The 18,677-nt window shown below is 71.7% G+C and carries 19 protein-coding genes; 10 read left to right on the top strand and 9 right to left on the bottom strand.

The genetic code is table 11. From position 1 onward, the window contains the following. Window position 1: 1 nt before the first annotated feature. Window positions 2-955 (bottom strand): STM4015 family protein, encoded by a 954-nt coding sequence (locus tag AB0G11_RS02070; protein WP_357583354.1) that lies wholly within the window; start codon window positions 953-955, stop codon window positions 2-4. A gap of 60 nt (window positions 956-1,015) precedes the next feature. After that, window positions 1,016-3,040 (bottom strand): M14 family zinc carboxypeptidase, encoded by a 2,025-nt coding sequence (locus AB0G11_RS02065; protein WP_357583352.1) that lies wholly within the window; start codon window positions 3,038-3,040, stop codon window positions 1,016-1,018. A gap of 139 nt (window positions 3,041-3,179) precedes the next feature. Here AB0G11_RS02065 and AB0G11_RS02060 point away from each other — a divergent pair, with 139 nt between their 5' ends. The 3 genes from AB0G11_RS02060 (at window position 3,180) to AB0G11_RS02050 (ending at window position 5,543) form a co-directional block, all read left to right on the top strand. Beyond that, window positions 3,180-4,544 carry an APC family permease gene (locus AB0G11_RS02060; RefSeq protein ID WP_357583350.1) on the top strand — a complete coding sequence of 455 codons (1,365 nt, stop codon included), beginning with the start codon at window positions 3,180-3,182 and terminating at the stop codon, window positions 4,542-4,544. After that, window positions 4,541-5,173: a GPP34 family phosphoprotein gene (locus AB0G11_RS02055; RefSeq protein WP_357583348.1), complete on the top strand. Its 633-nt coding sequence runs from the start codon at window positions 4,541-4,543 to the stop codon at window positions 5,171-5,173. The genes AB0G11_RS02060 and AB0G11_RS02055 overlap by 4 nt, the downstream gene beginning before the upstream one ends. 67 nt (window positions 5,174-5,240) lie before the next feature. Further along, entirely contained in the window at window positions 5,241-5,543 is a 303-nt protein-coding gene (locus tag AB0G11_RS02050; RefSeq protein WP_219508532.1) for a 4a-hydroxytetrahydrobiopterin dehydratase, read from the top strand. 16 nt (window positions 5,544-5,559) lie between these two features. On the opposite strand, the gene AB0G11_RS02045 is transcribed toward AB0G11_RS02050, so the two are convergent. Together AB0G11_RS02045 and AB0G11_RS02040 are read right to left on the bottom strand one after the other, a co-directional pair. After that, the gene (locus AB0G11_RS02045) at window positions 5,560-6,207 is read right to left on the bottom strand and encodes a GntR family transcriptional regulator (RefSeq protein WP_219508531.1); all 648 of its coding nucleotides are present in this window, start codon (window positions 6,205-6,207) and stop codon (window positions 5,560-5,562) included. Beyond that, complete coding sequence (locus AB0G11_RS02040; protein WP_219508530.1) at window positions 6,204-7,322, bottom strand: CoA transferase; 1,119 nt, start codon at window positions 7,320-7,322, stop codon at window positions 6,204-6,206. The genes AB0G11_RS02045 and AB0G11_RS02040 overlap by 4 nt, the downstream gene beginning before the upstream one ends. 64 nt (window positions 7,323-7,386) lie before the next feature. Between AB0G11_RS02040 and AB0G11_RS02035 the strand changes: the two genes are divergently transcribed. Then, the gene (locus AB0G11_RS02035; protein WP_357583346.1) at window positions 7,387-8,547 is read left to right on the top strand and encodes an acyl-CoA dehydrogenase family protein; all 1,161 of its coding nucleotides are present in this window, start codon (window positions 7,387-7,389) and stop codon (window positions 8,545-8,547) included. Between the two features lie 69 nt (window positions 8,548-8,616). Then, a complete protein-coding gene (locus AB0G11_RS02030; RefSeq protein WP_357583344.1) occupies window positions 8,617-9,333 on the top strand; it encodes a thermonuclease family protein in 717 nt (238 codons plus the stop codon). A gap of 6 nt (window positions 9,334-9,339) precedes the next feature. Here the strand turns inward: AB0G11_RS02030 and AB0G11_RS02025 are convergent, their stop codons facing one another. Further along, the gene (locus AB0G11_RS02025; protein WP_357583342.1) at window positions 9,340-10,224 is read right to left on the bottom strand and encodes an NmrA family NAD(P)-binding protein; all 885 of its coding nucleotides are present in this window, start codon (window positions 10,222-10,224) and stop codon (window positions 9,340-9,342) included. 74 nt (window positions 10,225-10,298) lie between these two features. Between AB0G11_RS02025 and AB0G11_RS02020 the strand changes: the two genes are divergently transcribed. Genes AB0G11_RS02020 through AB0G11_RS02010 form a run of 3 tightly spaced genes read left to right on the top strand, consistent with a single transcriptional unit; the run spans window position 10,299 to window position 11,576 of the window. After that, window positions 10,299-10,688, top strand: coding sequence for a helix-turn-helix domain-containing protein (locus AB0G11_RS02020; RefSeq protein WP_308125918.1), 390 nt, complete (start codon window positions 10,299-10,301; stop codon window positions 10,686-10,688). Window positions 10,689-10,725: 37 nt separating this feature from the next. Beyond that, window positions 10,726-11,040, top strand: a complete 315-nt coding sequence (locus tag AB0G11_RS02015) for a metalloregulator ArsR/SmtB family transcription factor (RefSeq protein WP_308125917.1) — start codon at window positions 10,726-10,728, stop codon at window positions 11,038-11,040. A 2-nt stretch (window positions 11,041-11,042) separates the two neighbouring features. Continuing rightward, complete coding sequence (locus AB0G11_RS02010; protein ID WP_219508528.1) at window positions 11,043-11,576, top strand: SRPBCC family protein; 534 nt, start codon at window positions 11,043-11,045, stop codon at window positions 11,574-11,576. Here the strand turns inward: AB0G11_RS02010 and AB0G11_RS02005 are convergent. Then, entirely contained in the window at window positions 11,512-12,168 is a 657-nt protein-coding gene (locus tag AB0G11_RS02005) for a hypothetical protein (RefSeq protein WP_357583340.1), read from the bottom strand. The genes AB0G11_RS02010 and AB0G11_RS02005 overlap by 65 nt on opposite strands. 212 nt (window positions 12,169-12,380) lie before the next feature. Next, window positions 12,381-12,719 (bottom strand): hypothetical protein, encoded by a 339-nt coding sequence (locus AB0G11_RS02000; RefSeq protein WP_219508526.1) that lies wholly within the window; start codon window positions 12,717-12,719, stop codon window positions 12,381-12,383. Between the two features lie 147 nt (window positions 12,720-12,866). Between AB0G11_RS02000 and AB0G11_RS01995 the strand changes: the two genes are divergently transcribed. Next, entirely contained in the window at window positions 12,867-13,286 is a 420-nt protein-coding gene (locus AB0G11_RS01995; RefSeq protein ID WP_357583338.1) for a hypothetical protein, read from the top strand. 28 nt (window positions 13,287-13,314) lie between these two features. After that, complete coding sequence (locus AB0G11_RS01990; RefSeq protein WP_357583336.1) at window positions 13,315-13,965, top strand: DUF6461 domain-containing protein; 651 nt, start codon at window positions 13,315-13,317, stop codon at window positions 13,963-13,965. A gap of 47 nt (window positions 13,966-14,012) precedes the next feature. Here AB0G11_RS01990 and AB0G11_RS01985 read toward each other — a convergent pair whose 3' ends face one another. Next, entirely contained in the window at window positions 14,013-15,146 is a 1,134-nt protein-coding gene (locus tag AB0G11_RS01985) for an acyl-CoA dehydrogenase family protein (RefSeq protein ID WP_357583335.1), read from the bottom strand. Beyond that, window positions 15,143-18,607, bottom strand: a complete 3,465-nt coding sequence (locus tag AB0G11_RS01980) for an indolepyruvate ferredoxin oxidoreductase family protein (protein ID WP_357583333.1) — start codon at window positions 18,605-18,607, stop codon at window positions 15,143-15,145. Before AB0G11_RS01980 ends, AB0G11_RS01985 begins: the two co-directional genes overlap by 4 nt. Between the last annotated feature and the right edge of the window lie 70 nt (window positions 18,608-18,677).

The following is an 18,677-nucleotide window of genomic DNA, read 5'->3' as shown; positions in this document are numbered from 1 at the left end:
CTCACTCGCTGACCGCGACGAAGGTCCAGCCTCGGTCGGACTGCTCCATGCCGGTCAGGTCCACCTCGACGCCGGGCAGGGCGGCGGTGATCCGCTTCATCATGGGCTCGGTCAGGTAGTGGTGGTGCAGGTCAAGCTTGCGCAGGTGGGTGAGCGGCTGCCCGCTGAGCAGCGCTTCGGCGCCCTCGTCGCGCAGCACGCCCAGCGACAGGGCCAGCGACTCCAGCCGGGCCACGACGGGCGCGGCGGCCACAGCGGCGGCGATCTCGTCCTGGATCTCGCTGTCCTGCAACCCCAGGTGCCGCAGCGCGGGCAGCCGCTCCCCCGACAGGATCGGCGCCAGGTCGGCCACCGTGGCGTCGCCGCCGTACTCCTCCACGCCCAGCCACAGCTCCAGGTGCTCCAGCGCGGGCAGGTCCGACGCTCCCACGGCCCTGACCACGGCGGCCGGCAGTCCACCGGTCTCGAACCGCAACACCCGCAGCGCCTCGTGCCGCACCGGCGACAGCTCCAGCCCGGTGCCGCCCCGCACCTCCAACCGCTCCAACCTGGGGAACGCCTCCAGCAGCGGCGTCATGTCGGACTGCTGGATCCAGGAGATCTCGGCCTCCTCGGACTCGATGTCGCCGACGAACAGCGAGCGCAGCCCGGTCAGCCGGGGCGCGTGCGCGACCAGGCGCTCCACGACCGACGCCGAGCTCGTCTCGTAGCACTCCTCCCAGGCCCCGATCACCAGCGCCGTGACCCGCGCCGGGTCGACGGACTCGACGAAGGCGTCGATGACCTGCGACATGCGCGTCCGCTCGTCGCCGGGCCAGGTGACCGCTTGGAGCCGCCAGGCCACCTCACCCTCCGGCGGGGACTGGCCGTCCCGCGGAGGGTGGGCGACAGGCAGCCCGGCGTACATGTCCGTGTAGGACAGCGTGTAGCCGAGCGCGGGGTCGTACTCGATCATGGCAGAATGTCCTCGCCTGGGGGGATTGGCGAGTCCTGTCCTACCAGATCGAGCCGACAATCACCGCTCCCGGTAATCGGCCGCCACCCCGATCAGCGAGATCAGGCCCGAGGCGAACTCCATCGCCTCCTGGTGACCCTCGCTGAACGGCGGCTGGAAGCCGACGCCCTCCCATCTCCGCGTCTCCGGGTTCCACAGGTCGCTGCCGACCTCGAAGTCCCAGCCGTAGATGCCGAAGTCGTACCAGAGCTCGTCGGCCGAGTTGCCGGCGGCCGAGTAGAGCACGTCGGTCACCGGGCCGGTCTGCTGCGGCCAGGTGACGGTGCCGCGCTCGGCAGCGATGGCCTCCTCGATCGTGCGGGCCGAGCGCAGGAAGTACGCCTCCTCCTGGGCGGTCGGGCGGGGCAGCGTGACGCGGCCGTCGAGCTTGTACGCGCCGGGCGGCCACATGAAGTAGCCGCCGTAGCTGTGCACGTTCATGGCGAACTTGATGTTGCGGTACTTCTGCGCGAGCCAGATGACGTTGCGGCTCTCCGGCTCGGAGTGCTCGGCCGGACCCGCGTAGTTGCCGCTCTGGCAGTTGGCGGAGGCGCCGAAGTAGCCGTCGTGCAGCGATCCGGCCGCGTAGTTGCGGTTGACGTCCACGCCCCAGGTGTTGCGCTGCGCCGGGTCGGCCTGCTGGGCGGGGCAGTGGTTGGTCATGTTCTTACGCTGGGAGTTGAAGTCGTAGAAGCTGTAGTTGGCGCCGTCGGGGTTGACGGTCGGCACGATGAACACGTCGGTGCGCTGGAGCAGCTTGCGGGTGGCGGAGTCGCGCGCGTAGTTGCGCAGCAGCCGCTCGGCGGCCTCGATGGTGACGAGCGGCGTCACCCACTCCCTGGCGTGCTCCTGGGCGTAGGCGAGGACGCCGGTGCGCGAGCCGTCACGGTGCACGCCGATGCGCAGCGCGAGCACCCTGGCGGGCTTGCGGGAGACGTCGGCGGGCGCCTTGAGGAAGTCGCTGAGCTGGGTGAGCGCCACCGGCGCCATGACCCCGGCGCCCGGGTCGCCCCTGTAGGTGGAGGCGCGCAGCCCGGGGGTGGCGTCGAGCGCGGCGGCCACCTGGGCGGCCGTGCTGGTGGGCGTCCCGGAGCCGTCGGTGGCCAGGCTGACCGTGACGCGCTTGCCGTCCGCCCGCACGTCGAGCGCGCGGTCGGGCGCTCCCGGGTCGACGAGCTCGACGGCCAGGTCGTTGCCGCCTTCGGACCCGTACGCGCGTGAGGTGACGACGACGGCGGAGCCGGGGACGGCGCCGAGCAGCGCCTGGGCGTGGCGGCGGTAGCCGTTGGTCAGGTGCGGCAGCTCGACGATGTCGGTGAGCCGGGGGAAGCTGCGGTGCAGGGCCTTGATGCGCTCGTTGAGCTGCGCGGGCGGCATGTACTGGGTGATGAAGTCCTTCTGGTAGCGGTGACCGGTGCGGTCGGGGCGCTCGCCGTCGGGCCACTCGCTGACGCGGGCCTGCGCGGTGCCGCCGGTCGCGGAGGTGACCGTGACCCAGTCGGGCCGGGTGTCCACCGGCGCCGGGGTGGCGAACTGGTGTCCCAGGTAGGCGCCCGCGTCGAGGTAGGGCGCCATGGCGACCTCGCCGGTCGCGCCGCGCCTGCCCTTCCAGGTGGCGGTGAGCGCTGCCGCGCCGCCGGCGCTGCTGGACGCCTCGACCGACAGGAAGTAGCCGTCGCGGGACTTGAACCAGACGGCCCGCTCGATGACGATCTGGTCCCGTGCGGTGGCGGTGGCGGCAGGCTTGGGGGCCGGCGTGCCCGTGGCCAGGGTCGCGCCGAGCGGCCTGAGCGCCGCGAGCTGGGTCGGCGTCACCACCGCGTCGACCTGGATGCTGCCGTCGGCCTGGGGTCGCACCCGCTCGGTGAGGTCGGCCCCGGCCGCGACCAGCCGGTCCATCGCCGCGCGGTCCGGAACGGAGAGTGTGACCAGCGAGACGGGCTCGGGGTCGGTGGGCCCGGCGACCGCCGGGATGGACGGTTCGGCCGTCACGAACGTGGTGAGAACGACGGTCAGGACAACTGCGGCTGCCCGTAGGGCTCGCATCGGCTCCTCCTGGGGATCACCCGTATGAGGATCATTGAAAGCCGACAAGGACGAACCGGCAAGACTCACACCTTGCGACGCTCCGGCGACCTGCGGAAGGATCTCCCAATCAACCCCCCGCCGTTTTTGGAGCGCCGTCGTGGACTCACAGGAGAGCATCGGCCGGTTCGGCTACCGCCAGGAGTTACGCCGTGGGGTCGACCTGACCGATCTGGTGTTCTATGGCCTGATCTTCATGGTGCCCATCGCGCCATTCGCGATCTTCGGCCTGGTCTATGAGCGTTCAGGTGGTATGCCGGTATTGGTATACCTCGTCGGCATCATCGCGTTGCTGTTCACCGCGAACTCGTACGCCCAGATGGTCAAGGCGTTCCCGCTTTCTGGATCGGTCTACAACTACGCCGGGCGCGGCATCGCGGCGCCTGTCGGGTTCATGACGGGCTGGGCGATCCTGCTCGACTACCTGCTCGCGCCGAGCCTGCTCTACCTGATCGCGTCCATCGCCATGAACGCCAGCATCCCGGCGGTGCCCGTGTGGGCCTGGCTGATCATCTTCGTGACGGTCAACACGGTGATCAACCTGCGCGGCATCCGCATGACGATCAAGCTCACCAAGGTGATGATCGTCGCCGAGCTGGCCGTGCTGGCGCTGTTCCTGCTGGCCGGGCTCTGGGCGCTGCTCAACGGGGCGGGCCGCGGGTTCAGCCTGACCCCGCTGTTCAACCCCGAGACCTTCTCCTGGCCGATCGTGTTCGCCGCCGTGTCGGTGGCCGTGCTGTCGTTCCTCGGCTTCGACGGCATCAGCATGCTGGTCGAGGAGTCGACCGGCGGTTCGGAGCAGGTGGGCCGGGCGATGCGGCTGGCGCTCGTCCTGGCGGGCGTGCTGTTCATCACCCAGGTGTGGGTGGCCGCCCTGCTCGCGCCCGAACCGCTCAACTCCGACACCGCCTTCTACGACGCGGCGGCCATCGCGGGGGGCGAATGGCTGCGGCATCTCACCACCACCGCCACCGCGATCTCCTGGGGTGTGGCCAACACCCTGGTCGCCCAGGTCGCGGTCTCGCGCCTGCTGTACGCGATGGCCCGCGACCGGCAGCTCCCGGCGTTCCTGGCCCGCATCTCGGTGCGCAACTCGGTGCCCGCCAACGCCATCCTGCTCGTGTCGGTGCTGTCGGTCGGCATCGGGCTGTGGATGTCGACCGTCGACGGCGGCGTCGACCTGCTCACCAGCCTGATCAACATGGGCGCGCTGGTCGCCTTCATCGTCCTGCACGTCTCCGTCGTCGTGCACTACACGGTCCGCCTGAAGTCGGCCAACCGCTGGGCCCACCTGGCCGCGCCGCTCATCGGCATGGCGATCCTGGTCTTCGTGGTGATCAACGCCAACATCCTCGCCCAGATGGTGGGCCTCGTCTGGCTCGGCGTCGGCGCGGTCGTGCTGGCGATCCTGTACGCCATGGGGCGCCGTCCCACGCTGCGCGATTCGGTCAAGGAGCCGGCGTGACCCGGCAGCCGCTCCACCACGACCTGTTCCTGATCGCGCACGACAAGTCGGGCAAGCCGCTGGCCCACCGGTCGGCGACGTCACTGGCGCTGGCCGGGGCGGTGCTGATCGACCTGGTGCTCGCCGAGCACGTGAGCGTCGCCGCGGGCTCGGCCGCCGTCACCGGCCGCGCCGCCACCGGCGACGCGGTGGCCGACGACCTCCTGAACGTGATCGCCGCCGACCGCATCGGCCACGACCCGCCGTACTGGGTCAGGAGCCTGGCCGAGAACGTGTACGACCGCACCCGCGACGCGCTGACCGCCGCGGGCCTGCTGGTGCCGGTGACCCGCCGCCGCCTGGGCATGCTGCCCTACGTCCGCCACGAGCCCGCCGACATCGCCCTGCTGGTACGGGCCTCCGCCGGGGTGCGGTCGGCGGCCGAGGGCCGCAAGAGCCCCGACGCGCGCAGCGCCGCGCTGTGCGGCCTGGTGGCCGTGCTCCAGATCGAGGCTGCGCTCTACCTCGGCCTGCCGTCGCTCAACGAACGGCTGCGCGCCCTCGCCACCGGCCACTCGCCGCTGGTCAAGGAGCTGGTCGGCATGGTCGACACGCTCGTGCAGGAAGCCGCCGTCGCCGTCTACAGGTGACCCCCGGCCGCAGGTGTCAACGGCTCTCCCCGTGGTACGTGTACGGCAACCGACACGGGGGGACACCATGGCCGAGCTCCTGACGGACGAGGAGATCGACACGGCGCTGGCGGGCCTGGAGGGCTGGCGCCGCGACGGCACGGCGCTGACCAGGGACATCCCGATCACGCCTGACAACTTCGACTGGCTGCGCCAGGCGGTGACGAACGAGGCCGAGGCGCTGGACCACCATCCGGAGATCGAGCGCACCGACTCCGGCATCCGCTTCCGCCTGTCGACCCACAGCGCGGGCGGGGTGACCGCCAAGGACGTCGAGCTGGCCGCGCACATCGACCAGGTCGTCGACGGCGCGGCCCGCGACCGGGGCTGACGCCCGCCCGGTCAGCTCACCCGAGCACCGACTCGATCGCCTCGACCGCGGCGGCCCGGTGCCCGGCCAGCAGCGCCACCGCGCCCTCGGCGTCGCGGCGGCGCAGCAGGTCGAGCGTGGCCCGGTGCTCCTCGATGACCCGCCGCCGGTTGGCCTCCTCGGCGTAGTAGACCGAGCGGTAGGCGTCGGTCGAGTCCCACAGCGTCCTGATCAGCCGCACCAGGCGCGGCAGCCCCGCGCACTCGAAGATCGCCATGTGGAAGCGCCGGTTGGCCTCGGCCATGGCCAGCACGTCGGCGGCCTCGGCGGCCCGCTCGACCTCGGCCTGCGCCGCCTCGGCCGCCGCCAGCCCGGCGTCGGTGAGCCGCCCGACCGCTCGCCGGACGGCCTCGGCCTCCAGCAGGTCGCGGATGAGATAGACCTCGCGCAGGTCGTCGAGCGAGAGCTGCTCGACGTAGTAGCCCCGGTGCGCTCGATGGCCGACCAGGCCCTCGCCCTGCAGCGTCTTGAGCGCCTCGCGCAGCGGGACGCGGCTCACGTCGAGCTCGTCGGCCAGCACCTCCTGCCGGATCGGCTCGCCCGGCCGCAGGCGGCCGGTGGTGATGGCCCGCCTGAGCTCCTCCAGGACGAACTGCTGAGCCGTGGGCGGCCGGCGAGAGGTCATTGGCCCAATATCCCACGGACCCACTGCTCGTCCCGGCCCAGCTCGGGCGGGTCCAGCCGGTAGGCGGGCGGCGTCACGTCCAGGCCGATCGGGTTGGCCACCTGCCCGTCCGCCAGCGGCTCCAGCCCCAGCTCGGCGGCGAGCGCGAAGGCCTCGGCCAGGTCGTTGATCGGCCCGCACGGCACCCCGGCGGGCGTCAGCGCGGCGAACCAGTCGTCGGCGCCCCGCGTGGCCAGCGTCGCGTTCAGCTCGGCGACCAGCTCCTCGCGGTGTGCCACCCGGCCGGCGTTCGTGCCGAACCGCTCGTCGGCCGCCAGGTCGGGCCGCTCCAGCACCCCGCACAGCGCCCGGAACTGCCGGTCGTTGCCCGCCGCGATGACGATCGGCCTGTCGGCCGCCCGGAACACCTCGTACGGCACGATGCTCGGATGCCGGTTGCCCATGGCCTTCGGCACCACCCCGGCGGCGGCGTACGCGGAGGCGTGGTTGGTCAGCGCGGACAGCAGCGACGACAGCAGCGACACCGTCACCCGCTGCCCCTGCCCGGTGGCGTCGCGGTGGCGGAGCGCGGCCAGCACGCCGAGCGCCGCGTGCAGCCCGGTGATCACGTCGACCAGCGCGACGCCCGCCTTCGTGCCCGGCCCGTCAGGCTCTCCGGTGACGCTCATCAGCCCGCCCACGGCCTGCGCGATCAGGTCGTAGCCCGGCAGCTCGGCGCCCTTGCCGGTGCCGAACCCGGTCACCGAGCAGTAGACCAGCCCCGGGTTGAGCCCGCGCAGCCTGTCGTAGCCGAGGCCGAGTCGGTCCATCGTGCCCGGCCGGAAGTTCTCCACGAGTACGTCGGCGCGCGCGGCCAGCGCCGTGGCCACCTCCAGGCCGGCGGGGTCGCGCAGGTCGAGGGCGATCGAGCGCTTGTTGCGGTTGACGGCCAGGTAATAGGTCGCCACCCCGTCGGCGTCGTGCGGCGGCCCCCACGAGCGGGTGTCGTCCCCGCCGCCGGGCCGCTCGACCTTGACCACGTCCGCGCCGAGGTCGGCGAGCAGCATCGTGGCGTACGGCCCGGCCAGGACCCGGCTGAAGTCGGCGATCAGCAGCCCGTTCAACGCCCCGCCCATGGCTACGCCCCTCTTCCTGTGACATATTTGGATTTTGGATCCAAAATACAGGAAGGGCTTCCCCGTGCATCCCTCGACGCTGTTCGCCATCGACGGCCTCCTCACCGACGAGGAACGCGACATCCGCAAAGCCGTGCGCCAGGTCTGCGACAAGGAGATCCGCCCGCACATCGCCGAATGGTTCGACACCGGCGAGCTGCCCGCCCGCGAACTGGCCCGCACCCTCGGCTCGGTCGGCGTCCTCGGCATGCACCTCGACGGCTACGGCTGCGCCGGGCTGGGCGCCGTCTCGTACGGGCTGGCCTGCCTGGAGCTGGAGGCCGCCGACTCCGGCCTGCGCAGCCTCGTCTCAGTGCAGGGCTCGCTCGCCATGTACGCCATCTGGAAGTACGGCAGCGAGGAGCACAAGCGCGAATGGCTGCCCCCGATGGCCGCCGGCGAGCGCATCGGCTGCTTCGGCCTGACCGAGCCCGACTTCGGCTCCGACCCCGGCGGCATGCGCACCACCGCCAGGCGCGACGGCTCCGACTGGGTGCTCAACGGCGCCAAGATGTGGATCACCAACGGCTCCGTGTCCGACGTCGCCGTCGTCTGGGCGCGGACCGACGACGGCGTCCGCGGCTTCCTCGTCCCGGCGGGCACCCCCGGCTTCACCGCCCACGACCTGAAGCGGAAGGTGTCCCTGCGCGCCAGCGTCACCAGCGAGCTCGTCCTCGACGACGTACGCCTGCCCGCCGACGCCATGCTGCCCGGCGCGCGCGGCCTGTCCGGCCCGCTCGGCTGCCTCAACGAGGCCCGGTACGGCATCGTGTTCGGCGCGATGGGCGCGGCGCTCGACTGCCTGGAGACCGCCCTGGACTACGCCGGCTCCCGCGAGGTGTTCGCCCGCCCGCTCGCCTCCTACCAGCTCACCCAGGAGAAGCTCGCCGACATGACCCTGGAGCTCGGCAAGGGCCTGCTCCTCGCCCTCCACCTCGGCCGCCTCAAGGAAGCCGGCGCCATCACCCCCGAACAGATCAGCGCCGGCAAGCTCAACAACGTGCGCGAGGCCCTGGACATCGCCCGCACCTGCCGCACGATCCTCGGCGCGAGCGGCATCACGCTGGAGTACCCGGTCATCAGGCACGCGGTCAACCTGGAATCGGTGCTCACCTACGAGGGCACCTCGGAGATCCACACCCTCGTCCTCGGCAAGGCCCTCACCGGCCTGCCCGCCTTCCACTAGAGCCGCGTACACCGCCTCCGTCCCATAGGCGTCTATAGGCAGTTAGATCCCTCTATCTGCTGGAGACGCATGATGCGCGTCCACTTATCAGCCGCAGCCCTTCTCGCCGCCTCGGCGGTGTTCCCGGCGGTCGTCGCCGTGCCGGCGGACGCCGGGAGCGCGCCCAAGGGGGTGCCCGGGGGCGCGGTGTCCGTACGCGTGGCGAAGATCGTGGACGGTGACACGATCGACGTCACGCGCGGCGCCACCAAGCTCCGCGTCCGCCTCCTGGAGGTCGACACCCCCGAACGCGGCCAGTGCTGGTCGAAGACCGCCACGTCGAGGACGGCCGCGCTGCTGCCCCTCGGCAAGGTCGCCTACCTCGTGGCCGACAAGGACCCCAAGGACCGGTACGGCCGCTGGCTCTACTACGTGTGGAACGCCAAGGGCGTGCACGTCAACCGCAACCTCGTCCGCTACGGCTACGGCAGGGCGGTCCTCTACCGGCCCAACGACCGCTACATCAAGGTCATGCGCGCCGAGCAGAAGAAGGCCCAGCGGGAGCGGCTGCGCATCTGGTCCGGCACGTGCGACCGGACCGGCGCCTCCCCCACGCCCACGCCCACCCCGACTCCGGCCCCGACTCCGGCCCCGACCAAGCCGCAGCCGGACACCCGCACCGATCCGCGGTTCCGCACCTGCGGCGACGCCAACCGCGCCGGCTACGGCCCGTACTACCGGGGCCAGGACCCCGAGTACGCCTGGTACCAGGACCGCGACGGCGACGGCGTGGTCTGCGAGCGCTGAACCGGCTCAGCCGGCGAGCGTTTCCCGGACGGCCCGGGTGATGCGGCCGCGGATCGGGCGGGGGGCGGCAGGCAGGAGGGCGGGCAGGTCGGTGCGGCGGGCCTGGAGGAAGCCGGCGTTGAGGTTGGAGAACAGCGAGAGCGTGTGCGTGACCTGGTAGGGCTCCAGGCCGCTCCCGGCGAGCAGCTCCCGCATCGCCGACAGCGGGACCGGCCGGTAGCCGACCGGCCGGCCGAGCACCTCGCCCAGCACGTCCGCGATGTCCTGCCCGCCGATCGCCTCGACGCCTTCCAGCTCGTACGTCCTGCCCGCGTGGCGGCTGGGGCGGCCCGCGGCGAGGTCCCGGTGGATGTCGGCGGCGACCCGTACGGCGACGTCGGCCAGGTCCTCCTTGGCGACGACCGACACCTTGCCGGCCCCGAACGGCGCGGCGAACACGCCGCTCTGCCCGGCGGACGCGGCGGCGGTGGCGGCCAGTCCGACGGGGACCTCGCTGTAGAGGCCGTTGCGCAGGATCGTCACGTCGAACGGGGCCGCGGCCAGGCGTGACTCGGTCCAGCGGTGCGGCAGCGCGATCGTCATCAGGTCGCCGGAGGCCGCCAGGCTGGTGTAGACGACGTGCCGGACGCCCGCGGCCTCGGCCGCGTCGGCCACGGCGCCGTGGCGGGCGAGCACGACGTCGTCCTCGGCGTAGCCGGCCGAGACGAACACAAGGACGTGCGCGCCGCGGAACCCGTCGGCGAGCGACGCCGGGTCGTCGAAGTCGATCCGGCGCGCGCTCACCCCGTCACCCGCGCGGGTGCCGCCGACCACCTCGATGCCGTCCTGGCCGGTGAGGCCGCGGTGGATCAGGCCGCCGAGACCGCCGGAGACACCGGTGACGAGAATCATCTGCTGCTCCTTGCTGTTGACATGTGGTGCAGATTCATCCACACCGGACGGCAGGCCCATAAGGAGGCACTTTCGTGTCAGCCACGAACACCGCGATAAGCCCGCAGGTCAGCGGCCCGTGCGGCGACGACGACTGCGGGATCCGCGACGTGCTCGACCGGCTCGGCGACCGGTGGACGGTGCTGGTGCTGGTCGAGCTGGCCAAGGGCACGCGCCGCTTCCGCGAGCTGGAGCGGGCCATCCCCGGCATCTCCCAGCGGATGCTGACGGTGACCACCAAGCGGCTGTGCCGTGACGGCCTGGTCGAGCGGACCGTCTACCCGACCATCCCGCCGCGCACCGACTACCGGCTGACCGAGATGGGCGCGAGCCTGGCGGGCATGGTGTCGGCGCTGGCCGACTGGTCCCGCGACCACAAGGACGCAATCGCCGCCGCGCGTGACGACTGGGACCGGCTTGCGTAACTTGCGGGTTACGTAACCCGTAGGCTACAAAGGGCGGGTGAGAACGGGAGTGTTCGAGGCGCTGGCCGACCCGGTCCGGCGCAGGCTGCTGGAGCTGGTGGCCGAGCGCGAGCGTACGGCCGGCGAGCTGGCCGGGGAGTTCGAGACCAGCCGCCCGGCCGTGTCCAAGCACCTGCGGGTGCTGCGTGAGGCCGGGCTCGTCACGTACCGGAACGAGGCGCAGCGCCGCCTCTACCGGCTGGACCCGGGCCCGTTGGAGGAGGCGGGCGCCTGGATCGAGCGCACCAGGAGCAACTGGGCCGGCCGCCTCGACTCCCTCGAACGCCACCTCGACCGGCTGGAGGACACCTGACCATGCACGACGACACCGCCCCCGCCCCGGACGACCGGCGCGGCACCCTCGGCCTCGGGCCGGACGGCGAGTGGCAGATCCGGTTCGAGCGCCGCCTGCCGCACCCGCCGGCCCGGGTCTGGTCCGCCCTGACCGACCCCGCCCAGCAGGGCGAATGGCTTCCCGGCGTGACCCTCCGGCCGGAGCCCGGCAGCACGGTGACCTTCGACTTCGGCGACGAGGGCCGGGCGGAGGGCGCGGTCCTCGCGGTCGAGCCAGGCCGGCTCGTCGAGCACACCTGGCTCTGGCCGGGCGAACCCGAGTCACGGGTGCGCTGGGAGCTCGCCCCCGACGGCGACGGCACCCGCCTCGTGCTGCTGCACCGCCCGGTGCGCCGCGAGCCGGCGGCCGACTACCGCACCGGCTGGCACGCCATGCTCGACTCCCTGCACTCCCACCTCACCGCCGAACCCTCGGCGACCCCGGCATCCTCTACCCGTGCAGCCCCCGATACCGATTCCGCTCCAGGAACGCCCCCTGCCCCGTGGCCAGCCTGAGCGCCGCGTCGGCCACCAGCGCGGGGATCTCCGGATGGATGTGCGCGACATGCGGCGGCACCCACGACCGGTCATGCAGCCGCGGATGCCCGGGCTGGGACGACAACGCCGTGAGCACGAACACCAACGGCGCCCAGATGGTCCGGAACCGCAACCCGATCCGGTTCCCCGTCACGTCGTCGACCATGTGAATCTGGAACAGGTCGGCGGCGTCCATGTCGCAGAACTCGGCCCGCCCCCACGCGAAATGCGCCCACATATCGGGATGCGTGAAATGGGCGCCCTGCGTGGTGACGGTCAACGGCCCCGCCCCGTCGACCACCCACTGCCCCTGCGCCTCCGCCACCGCCTTGCTCTTACGCAGCGCGTTGGCCGCCTCGTTGACCGCATGCGCCGCGATCACGAACGACAGCGACCCGAAGGCGAACATGTTGCTCCGCCGGTACGCGACCGGGCTCTGCGGCTTCCACAGGTGCCGCTGCGCCGGAGCCACGAGCAGCGCCCGCTCCCCCGGCTCCAGCCGCGCCGGACTCGGCACGAACGGCCGCGACGCCAGCTCGTCCGCCGTCCTGACAGCCAGCAGCCCACACATGAACGACCAGTCCTGCGGCCCGATGACAGGCGGAGGAGGCGGCACGTATCGCACAGAAGGTCCTACCTGGGGGGTATGCGAGACAGTCTGCCGCGATCATACTGACCCGACCCCGCCCACCGCCCGCCGTGTTTGTCGGAGTTCCTGGCCGAAGCCTCGTGGTGACCCTTCCCCGCGCCGCACGCAGCCCCGAGTCGGATCACCACGGCCGGTCAGTCGACGGGCGCGAAGCCGCCGGCCGGGCCGGGCTCGTAGGTGATGCTGCTCGTGTTCACCCACGTGCCCATGTCGGAGTAGGTCGACGCGCCGCCGCCCTGGTAGTACTTCCACGGGCCGTAGCGCCAGGCGCATCCGGTGCTGGCGCAGACCTGCACCTTCAGCCGGAAGGTTCCTGTCGTGTTCCCGTTGTCACAGTCGATCCAGGCGGAGTGCAGGTCAGTTCCCCAGCCCCGGGAACACGTCACGGCCTGCGCCGGGGCCGTGGCCAGGGCGAGGGTGAGAGCGGTCGGGAGAGCGAGGGTCGAGGCGATGATCACGTGCCGTAGCTTCATGCGGTGGTCCCCTTCTGCCTGAGGAGGTCCGATGGGAAGTGACGCCTTGGTCAGCTTGCAGTGGATCACGACAGGGGGCAAGCATTACTTACCGCATTGGTCAATTGGGACAATAAGTCCCCAATTTCCGGCCTCTACGCTGGGCTCATGCCGCCGTGTCTCGACGTCTACGTCTGGCTGCCAGAGTGCAGCTCCGAGGTCCTCGGGCGATTCATCGAGAGCTACGTCAAAGCGGCCGATGATGACGAGCGGCTCCACACCCACATCCGGGCTCACACCCAAGGCGGCGCGGACGACGTTGCCACGCTCTATCTCAAGGCTCGCGACCATTACCAGGCGAGCATCACGTTCACCCGTGACGGAGCGACCGTCCTCGGTCTCAGCGTCGACGCCCCGGACGACCTGCCGCAAACGCTCAGGCTGGCTGAACAGCTCATGGAACAGCTCCGGCAGCAGTTCGCCGCCCCTGCCGGATGCGCGGGCGTCGAATTGCCGCCGGCAGGCGACCGCTCCGAATGGCACGAAGAAGCATGGGTGCTGCTCCGCACCGGCGAGCTCACTTTCTGATCCTCCACGGCACGACGGGTAGCCACCGGTGACCGGTTCTGTCATTACCGACTGGCAGCATGTCGGCGTGATCGCGACTGCCGCTGACTATGCCTGGTTCACCTACAACCGATTCGTGTACGACGCGTACACCGACCTCCGGGACGCATACTGTTTCACCCTCGTCCGCGGACTGACACCTGAGCAGGTCCTGGCCCGGACCGGTGCCGAACGCTTTCCGCCCGTGGGGCTCAAGGGCCTGATCAAGGCAGCGTTTTCCGACCTCGGTAGACCCCGCACCGGGTATAGCCACTTCTTCGGGGTCACACTCGTCGACGACTGGGCGTTCGTCGTCGAACCCAACGGCTTCATGGGCGTCATGCCCGGCGTCGCCGGACGATTGTCAGCGGGCACCCGGCTGGTGTCCCATTTCCGCAATGTCAACGGGCAGGAAGACTTCCTCTGGATGGAAGACGGCCAGGAGCGCCTGGCCTTGGAGCCAAGCTTCTCCGACATCGAGTCCTACAACGCATGGGAAGAGGAATTCAGCGAGATCGGGCGGCACGTCGGATTCGACGCCGACCACAGCTGTGAGTCGTTCTTCGCGATGGCCGAGTACCTGACCGGGGTCAAGGTGACGCCAGAACTGCTGGAGCAGTCGGTCTACCTATGTGGGGTCGCGCCCTACTCCCGACAATAGAGCGGGATGTCTCACCACCGGCAGGCTCGGTTCTCGCACGTCAGAAGCTACTTGGCCAAGTGTCGGCTGATCACCAGGCGCTGGATCTGGTTGGTGCCCTCGAAGATTTGCATGATCTTGGCCTCGCGCATGTATCGCTCGACCCGGAACTCACGCGTGTACCCGTACCCGCCGAAGACCTGGACCGCGTCCGTCGTCACCTTCATCGCCGTGTCGGTGGCCACCAGCTTGGCCACCGAAGCCTGGCGGCTGTACGGGAGGCCGGCGTCGCGGCGGCGGGCGGCGTCCAGGTAGGCGGCGCGGGCACAGTCGACCCCGGCGGCCATGTCGGCGAGCAGGAAGCCGAGCCCCTGGTGGTCGATGATCTTCTTGCCGAAGGTCTGGCGTTCCTTGGCGTAGGCGACGGCCTCGTCGAGGGCGGCCTGGGCGAGGCCGGTGGCGCAGGCGGCGATGCCGAGGCGGCCGGAGTCGAGGGCGCTGAAGGCGATCTGCAGCCCCTGTCCTTCCTCGCCGAGGAGGCGGTCGTCCTCCAGGAAGGCGCCGTCCCAGTGGGCGCTGGTGGTGGGGATGGCGTGCAGGCCCATTTTCTCCTCGGGGCGGCCGAACGTGAGTCCGTCGGCGGCGCCGGGGGCGAGGAAGCAGGAGATGCTCCGGTCGCCGGTGCGGGCGAAGAGGGCGTAGAAGTCGGCGATGCCGCCGTGGGTGATCCAGGCTTTGTTGCCGGTGACGCGGTAGCCGCCTTCGACGCGGTCGGCGCGGCAGGTGAGGGCGCCGGCGTCGGAGCCGGCCTGGGGCTCCGACAGGCTGTAGCCGCCGATGAGCCGCCCGGCGAGCATCTCGGGGAGCCAGCGTTCGCGCTGTTCGGGCGTGCCGTAGGTGAAGACGGGGAAGCAGGCCAGCGTGTGGACGCTGGTGGCGACGGCGACGGCGGCCCAGCGGGCGGCGAGCTCCTCGATGACCTGGAGGTAGACCTCGTACGGCTGGCCGCCGCCGCCGTACTCCTCGGGGTAGGGCAGGCCGAGCAGCCCGGCCTCGCCGAGGGTCGCGAACAGCCCTTCGGGGTAGGTCTCGGCGCGCTCGTGTTCGTCGACGCGGCGGGCGAGCTCCTTGTCGGCGATGTCGCGGGTGAGGTCGATGAGGTCGCGGGCGTCCTGGTCCGGCAGCAGGCGGTCAACGGTCACGGCATCTCCCGGGTGGAGGCGGTCGGCGAGGACGAGGCGGCCGGGGCGGGCAGCTGGGCGAGTGCCTTGGCGGCCCGCTCGCGGAACTCGGCGACGCGGGCGAGCTTGATGTCCTCGTACCCGCGGATGACCTCCGGCAACGCGGCCAGTTCGGCGACGGCGTCGGCGGTGGCGGGGGTGAGCCGGGTGAGCGCGTCTCGCATGAGATCACGGTATTCGGTGACCAGCTCCCGTTCGACCCGGCGGACGCGGGCGTAGCCGAAGACGTCGAGGGCGGTGCCGCGCAGCAGGCGGGCGGCGCGCAGGCCGTGGAAGACGGGGGCGGCGGTGCGCGTCAGGCGGATCTTGCGCTTCATGCCGAGGGCGCGCAGCAGCGGCGGGTGGAGGAGCACGGACACGACGGCGTCGGGGCCGTACTCCTGTTCGCGTCTGGCCCGTTCGGCGGGGTCGAGGTGGAGGCGGGCGACCTCGTACTCGTCCTTGTAGGCCATGAGTTTGTGCAGGCCGCGGGCGTAGGCGAGGCCGATGCGGGCGCCGGCCTCCTCGCCGGCGCGTTCTACGGCGCGGGCGGTCAGGCGGCGGACCTCGTCGGCGTACGTGCGGGCGTAGGTGGCGTTCTGGTAGCCGGTCAGGTCGGCGACGCGGACGGCCAGCACCTCGTCGAGGCTCGGTTCGGCGGCGTGGGGGGCGGTGGGGGGATCGACGACGGTGGCGCGGCCCCAGCGGAAGGCGGCCAGGTTCTGCTCGACGGCGGCCTTGTTGAGCCGGATGGCCTGTTCGATGGCGTCGGCCGAGACGGGGATGCAGCCGTGCTGGTAGGCGGCGCCGATGAGCACCATGTTGGCGGGCATGTGGTCGTCGAAGAGGGATTCGGACAGGCCGTGCGCGTCCACGTACAGGTTGTCCGCCTGCCGGGTGGCGGATTCGACGCGGGCGAGCGCGCCGTCCGCGGAGCCGAGCCGGTCGCGGCCGGTCACCATGGCGGCGGTGGGCACGACGGTGGTGTTGATCACGGCGATGGTGCGGTCGGGCGTGGCGACGGCCAGGTTGGCGTCGGCGGCGGCGCCGAGCAGGTCGAAGCCGATCAGCACGTCGGCGGTGCCGTTCGCGGCGCGGACGGAGCCGGTGATCGGGTGCGGGGAGATGCGGACGTCGCTGACGACCGGCCCGCCCTTCTGCGCGAGCCCGGTCTGCTCCAGCCCGGCGGCGTGCAGGCCGTCGAGGTGGGCGGCCATCTGCAGGATCTGCGAGACGGTGACGACGCCGGTGCCGCCGATGCCGGGCATCCTGATCAGCACGGACCGGCCGGCGAACCGCGTCACGGGCTCGGGCAGCGTGGCGGGTGGCTGCGGCACCGGGCGTGCGCGCTTGGTTCCCGGCTTGACCAGCAGGAACGACGGGCAGTCGCCCTTGAGGCAGCTCAGGTCGGAGTTGCAGGACGGCTGGTGGATGCGCGTCTTGCGCCCGAACTCGGTCTCCACCGGCTGAACCGACAGGCAGGTGGACACCTCCCCGCAGTCGCCGCATCCTTCGCAGACGCGCTCGTTGACGACGACCTTCTCGGCGGCGACGGGCAGTTTGCCGCGCTTGCGCAGCCGCCGTTCCTCGGCCGCGCACCGGTCGTCGTGGATCAGCACGGTCACCCCGTCGAGCGCGGCGAGCTCCCGTTCCACGTCGGGGAGGTCGTCGCGGTGCCTGACGGTGGCGATCGGGTCGAGCGTGATGTTCCTGTACGTCCCGGGCTCGGGGGTGGTGACGACGACGCGCCGTACCCCTTCGACGGCGAGCGCCCGCGTCAGCGCGGGCACGTCCAGGCGGCCCTCGGCGCGCTGGCCGCCGGTCATGGCGACGGCGTCGTTGTAGAGGAGTTTGTACGTGATCGTCACCCCGGCAGCGACGGCGGCCCTGATGGCGAGGGAGCCGGAGTGGTGGAAGGTGCCGTCGCCGAGGTTCTGGACGAAGTGGCGGTCCTCGGTGAAGGGGGCCAGGCCGATCCACTGGGCGCCCTCGCCGCCCATCTGGGTGATGCCGACCTGGTGGCCGCGCCCGCTGCCGTCCAGCGCGATCATCGCGTGGCAGCCGATGCCGACGCCGACCAGCGTGTCGTCGGCCGCGCGGGTGGAGGTGTTGTGCGGGCAGCCCGAGCAGAAGTACGGCGTCCGCGCCGCCACGACGGGCAGCAGCGGCCGGCGCTTGGGAGGAGCGGCGGCGGGGGCCGCGGTGGCCCGCGGCAGCCGGTCGGGGCCGAGGCACGCGGCGACGGCCGAGGCGACGGCCTCCGCGCCGAGGGTGCCGCGCGCGGTGAGCAGCTCGCGGCCCGTCTCGTCGGTGCGCCCGACGACGACCGGGGTGCGCTCGCCGCCGTACAGCGCCTGCTTGAGCTGGCCCTCGATGAACGGCACCTTGTCCTCGACCACGAGCACCCGCTCCAGGTCGGCGGTCATGGCGACGAGCTCGGCGGCCTCCAGCGGGTACGGCATCCCGAGCCGGACGAGCCGGACGCCGAGCGCTTCGAGGTCCTGCTCGCCCACGCCCAGGTCGGCCAGCGCGCGCAGCACCACCTGGTAGGAGGTGCCGGAGGCGACGATGCCGAGCGTGGCGCGCGAGGAGTCGGCGGTGACCCGGTTCAGCCCGGTCGCCTTGGCGTAGGCGCGGGCCAGGTCGAGCCGCCGGGTGAGCATGTCGTGCTCGGCGTCGAGCGAGGCGGGGCCGACGAGGATCGGCGGCGGCCCGGCGTCGGCGCGTGCGGGAGCGGGGATGCCGGCGCGCAGGCTGTCGAGGTCCACGGTGGCGGAGGCGTCGGCCACGTCGGCGAGGATCTTCAGGCCGGTCCACAGGCCGGTGGCCCGCGACAGCGCGACGGCGTGCAGGCCGAACTCGATGATCTCGGCGACGGTGCCGGGGGCGAGCAGCGGCATGGCGAGGCTCTGGCACATCGGCTCGCACGAGCTGGGCACGGTGGAGGACTTGCTGCCCGGGTCGTCGCCGATCCAGGCCACGGCTCCGCCGAGCGCGGCGGTGCCGGCCACGTTCCCGTGCCGGATGGCGTCGGCGGCCCGGTCCAGGCCGGGGTTCTTGCCGTACCAGAAGCCGGTGACCCCGGCGTGGCGGCGGCCGGGGAGCTCGCGCAGGAGCTGGGTGCCGGCGACGGCGGTGGCGGCCAGCTCCTCGTTGAGGCCCGGCTGGAACACCACGCCCGCCTCGTCGAGGAAGCGCCGGGCGCGGGCCATCTCCAGGTCGACCCCGGCGAGCGGGGAGCCCTGGTAGCCGGAGACGAAGACGCGGGTGTCGAGGCCGCGTCCGGTGTCGAGGCGGCGCTGCTCCAGGGTGAGGCGGACCAGGGCCTGGATGCCGGAGATCAGCACCCGGCCGCTCTCGGCGGCGTATCTGTCGTCGAGGGACACACTCACGCGTTCCTCCAGGCGGTCGTGCGGTGGGGGACCCCAAGCACAGCAACGCATCCCTGGTGAGCGCAAGTATCAGGGGAGAAACCCGCCCGAAGACGCAAATAGTTGGAGTGGAAGCCGCTGG

Source organism: Nonomuraea sp. NPDC023979, assembly GCF_040639085.1.
Taxonomy (GTDB): Bacteria; Actinomycetota; Actinomycetes; order Streptosporangiales; family Streptosporangiaceae; genus Nonomuraea; species Nonomuraea ceibae.
Note: the sequence above shows the minus strand (reverse complement) of the source record. Positions and strands in the feature narration are given on the sequence as shown.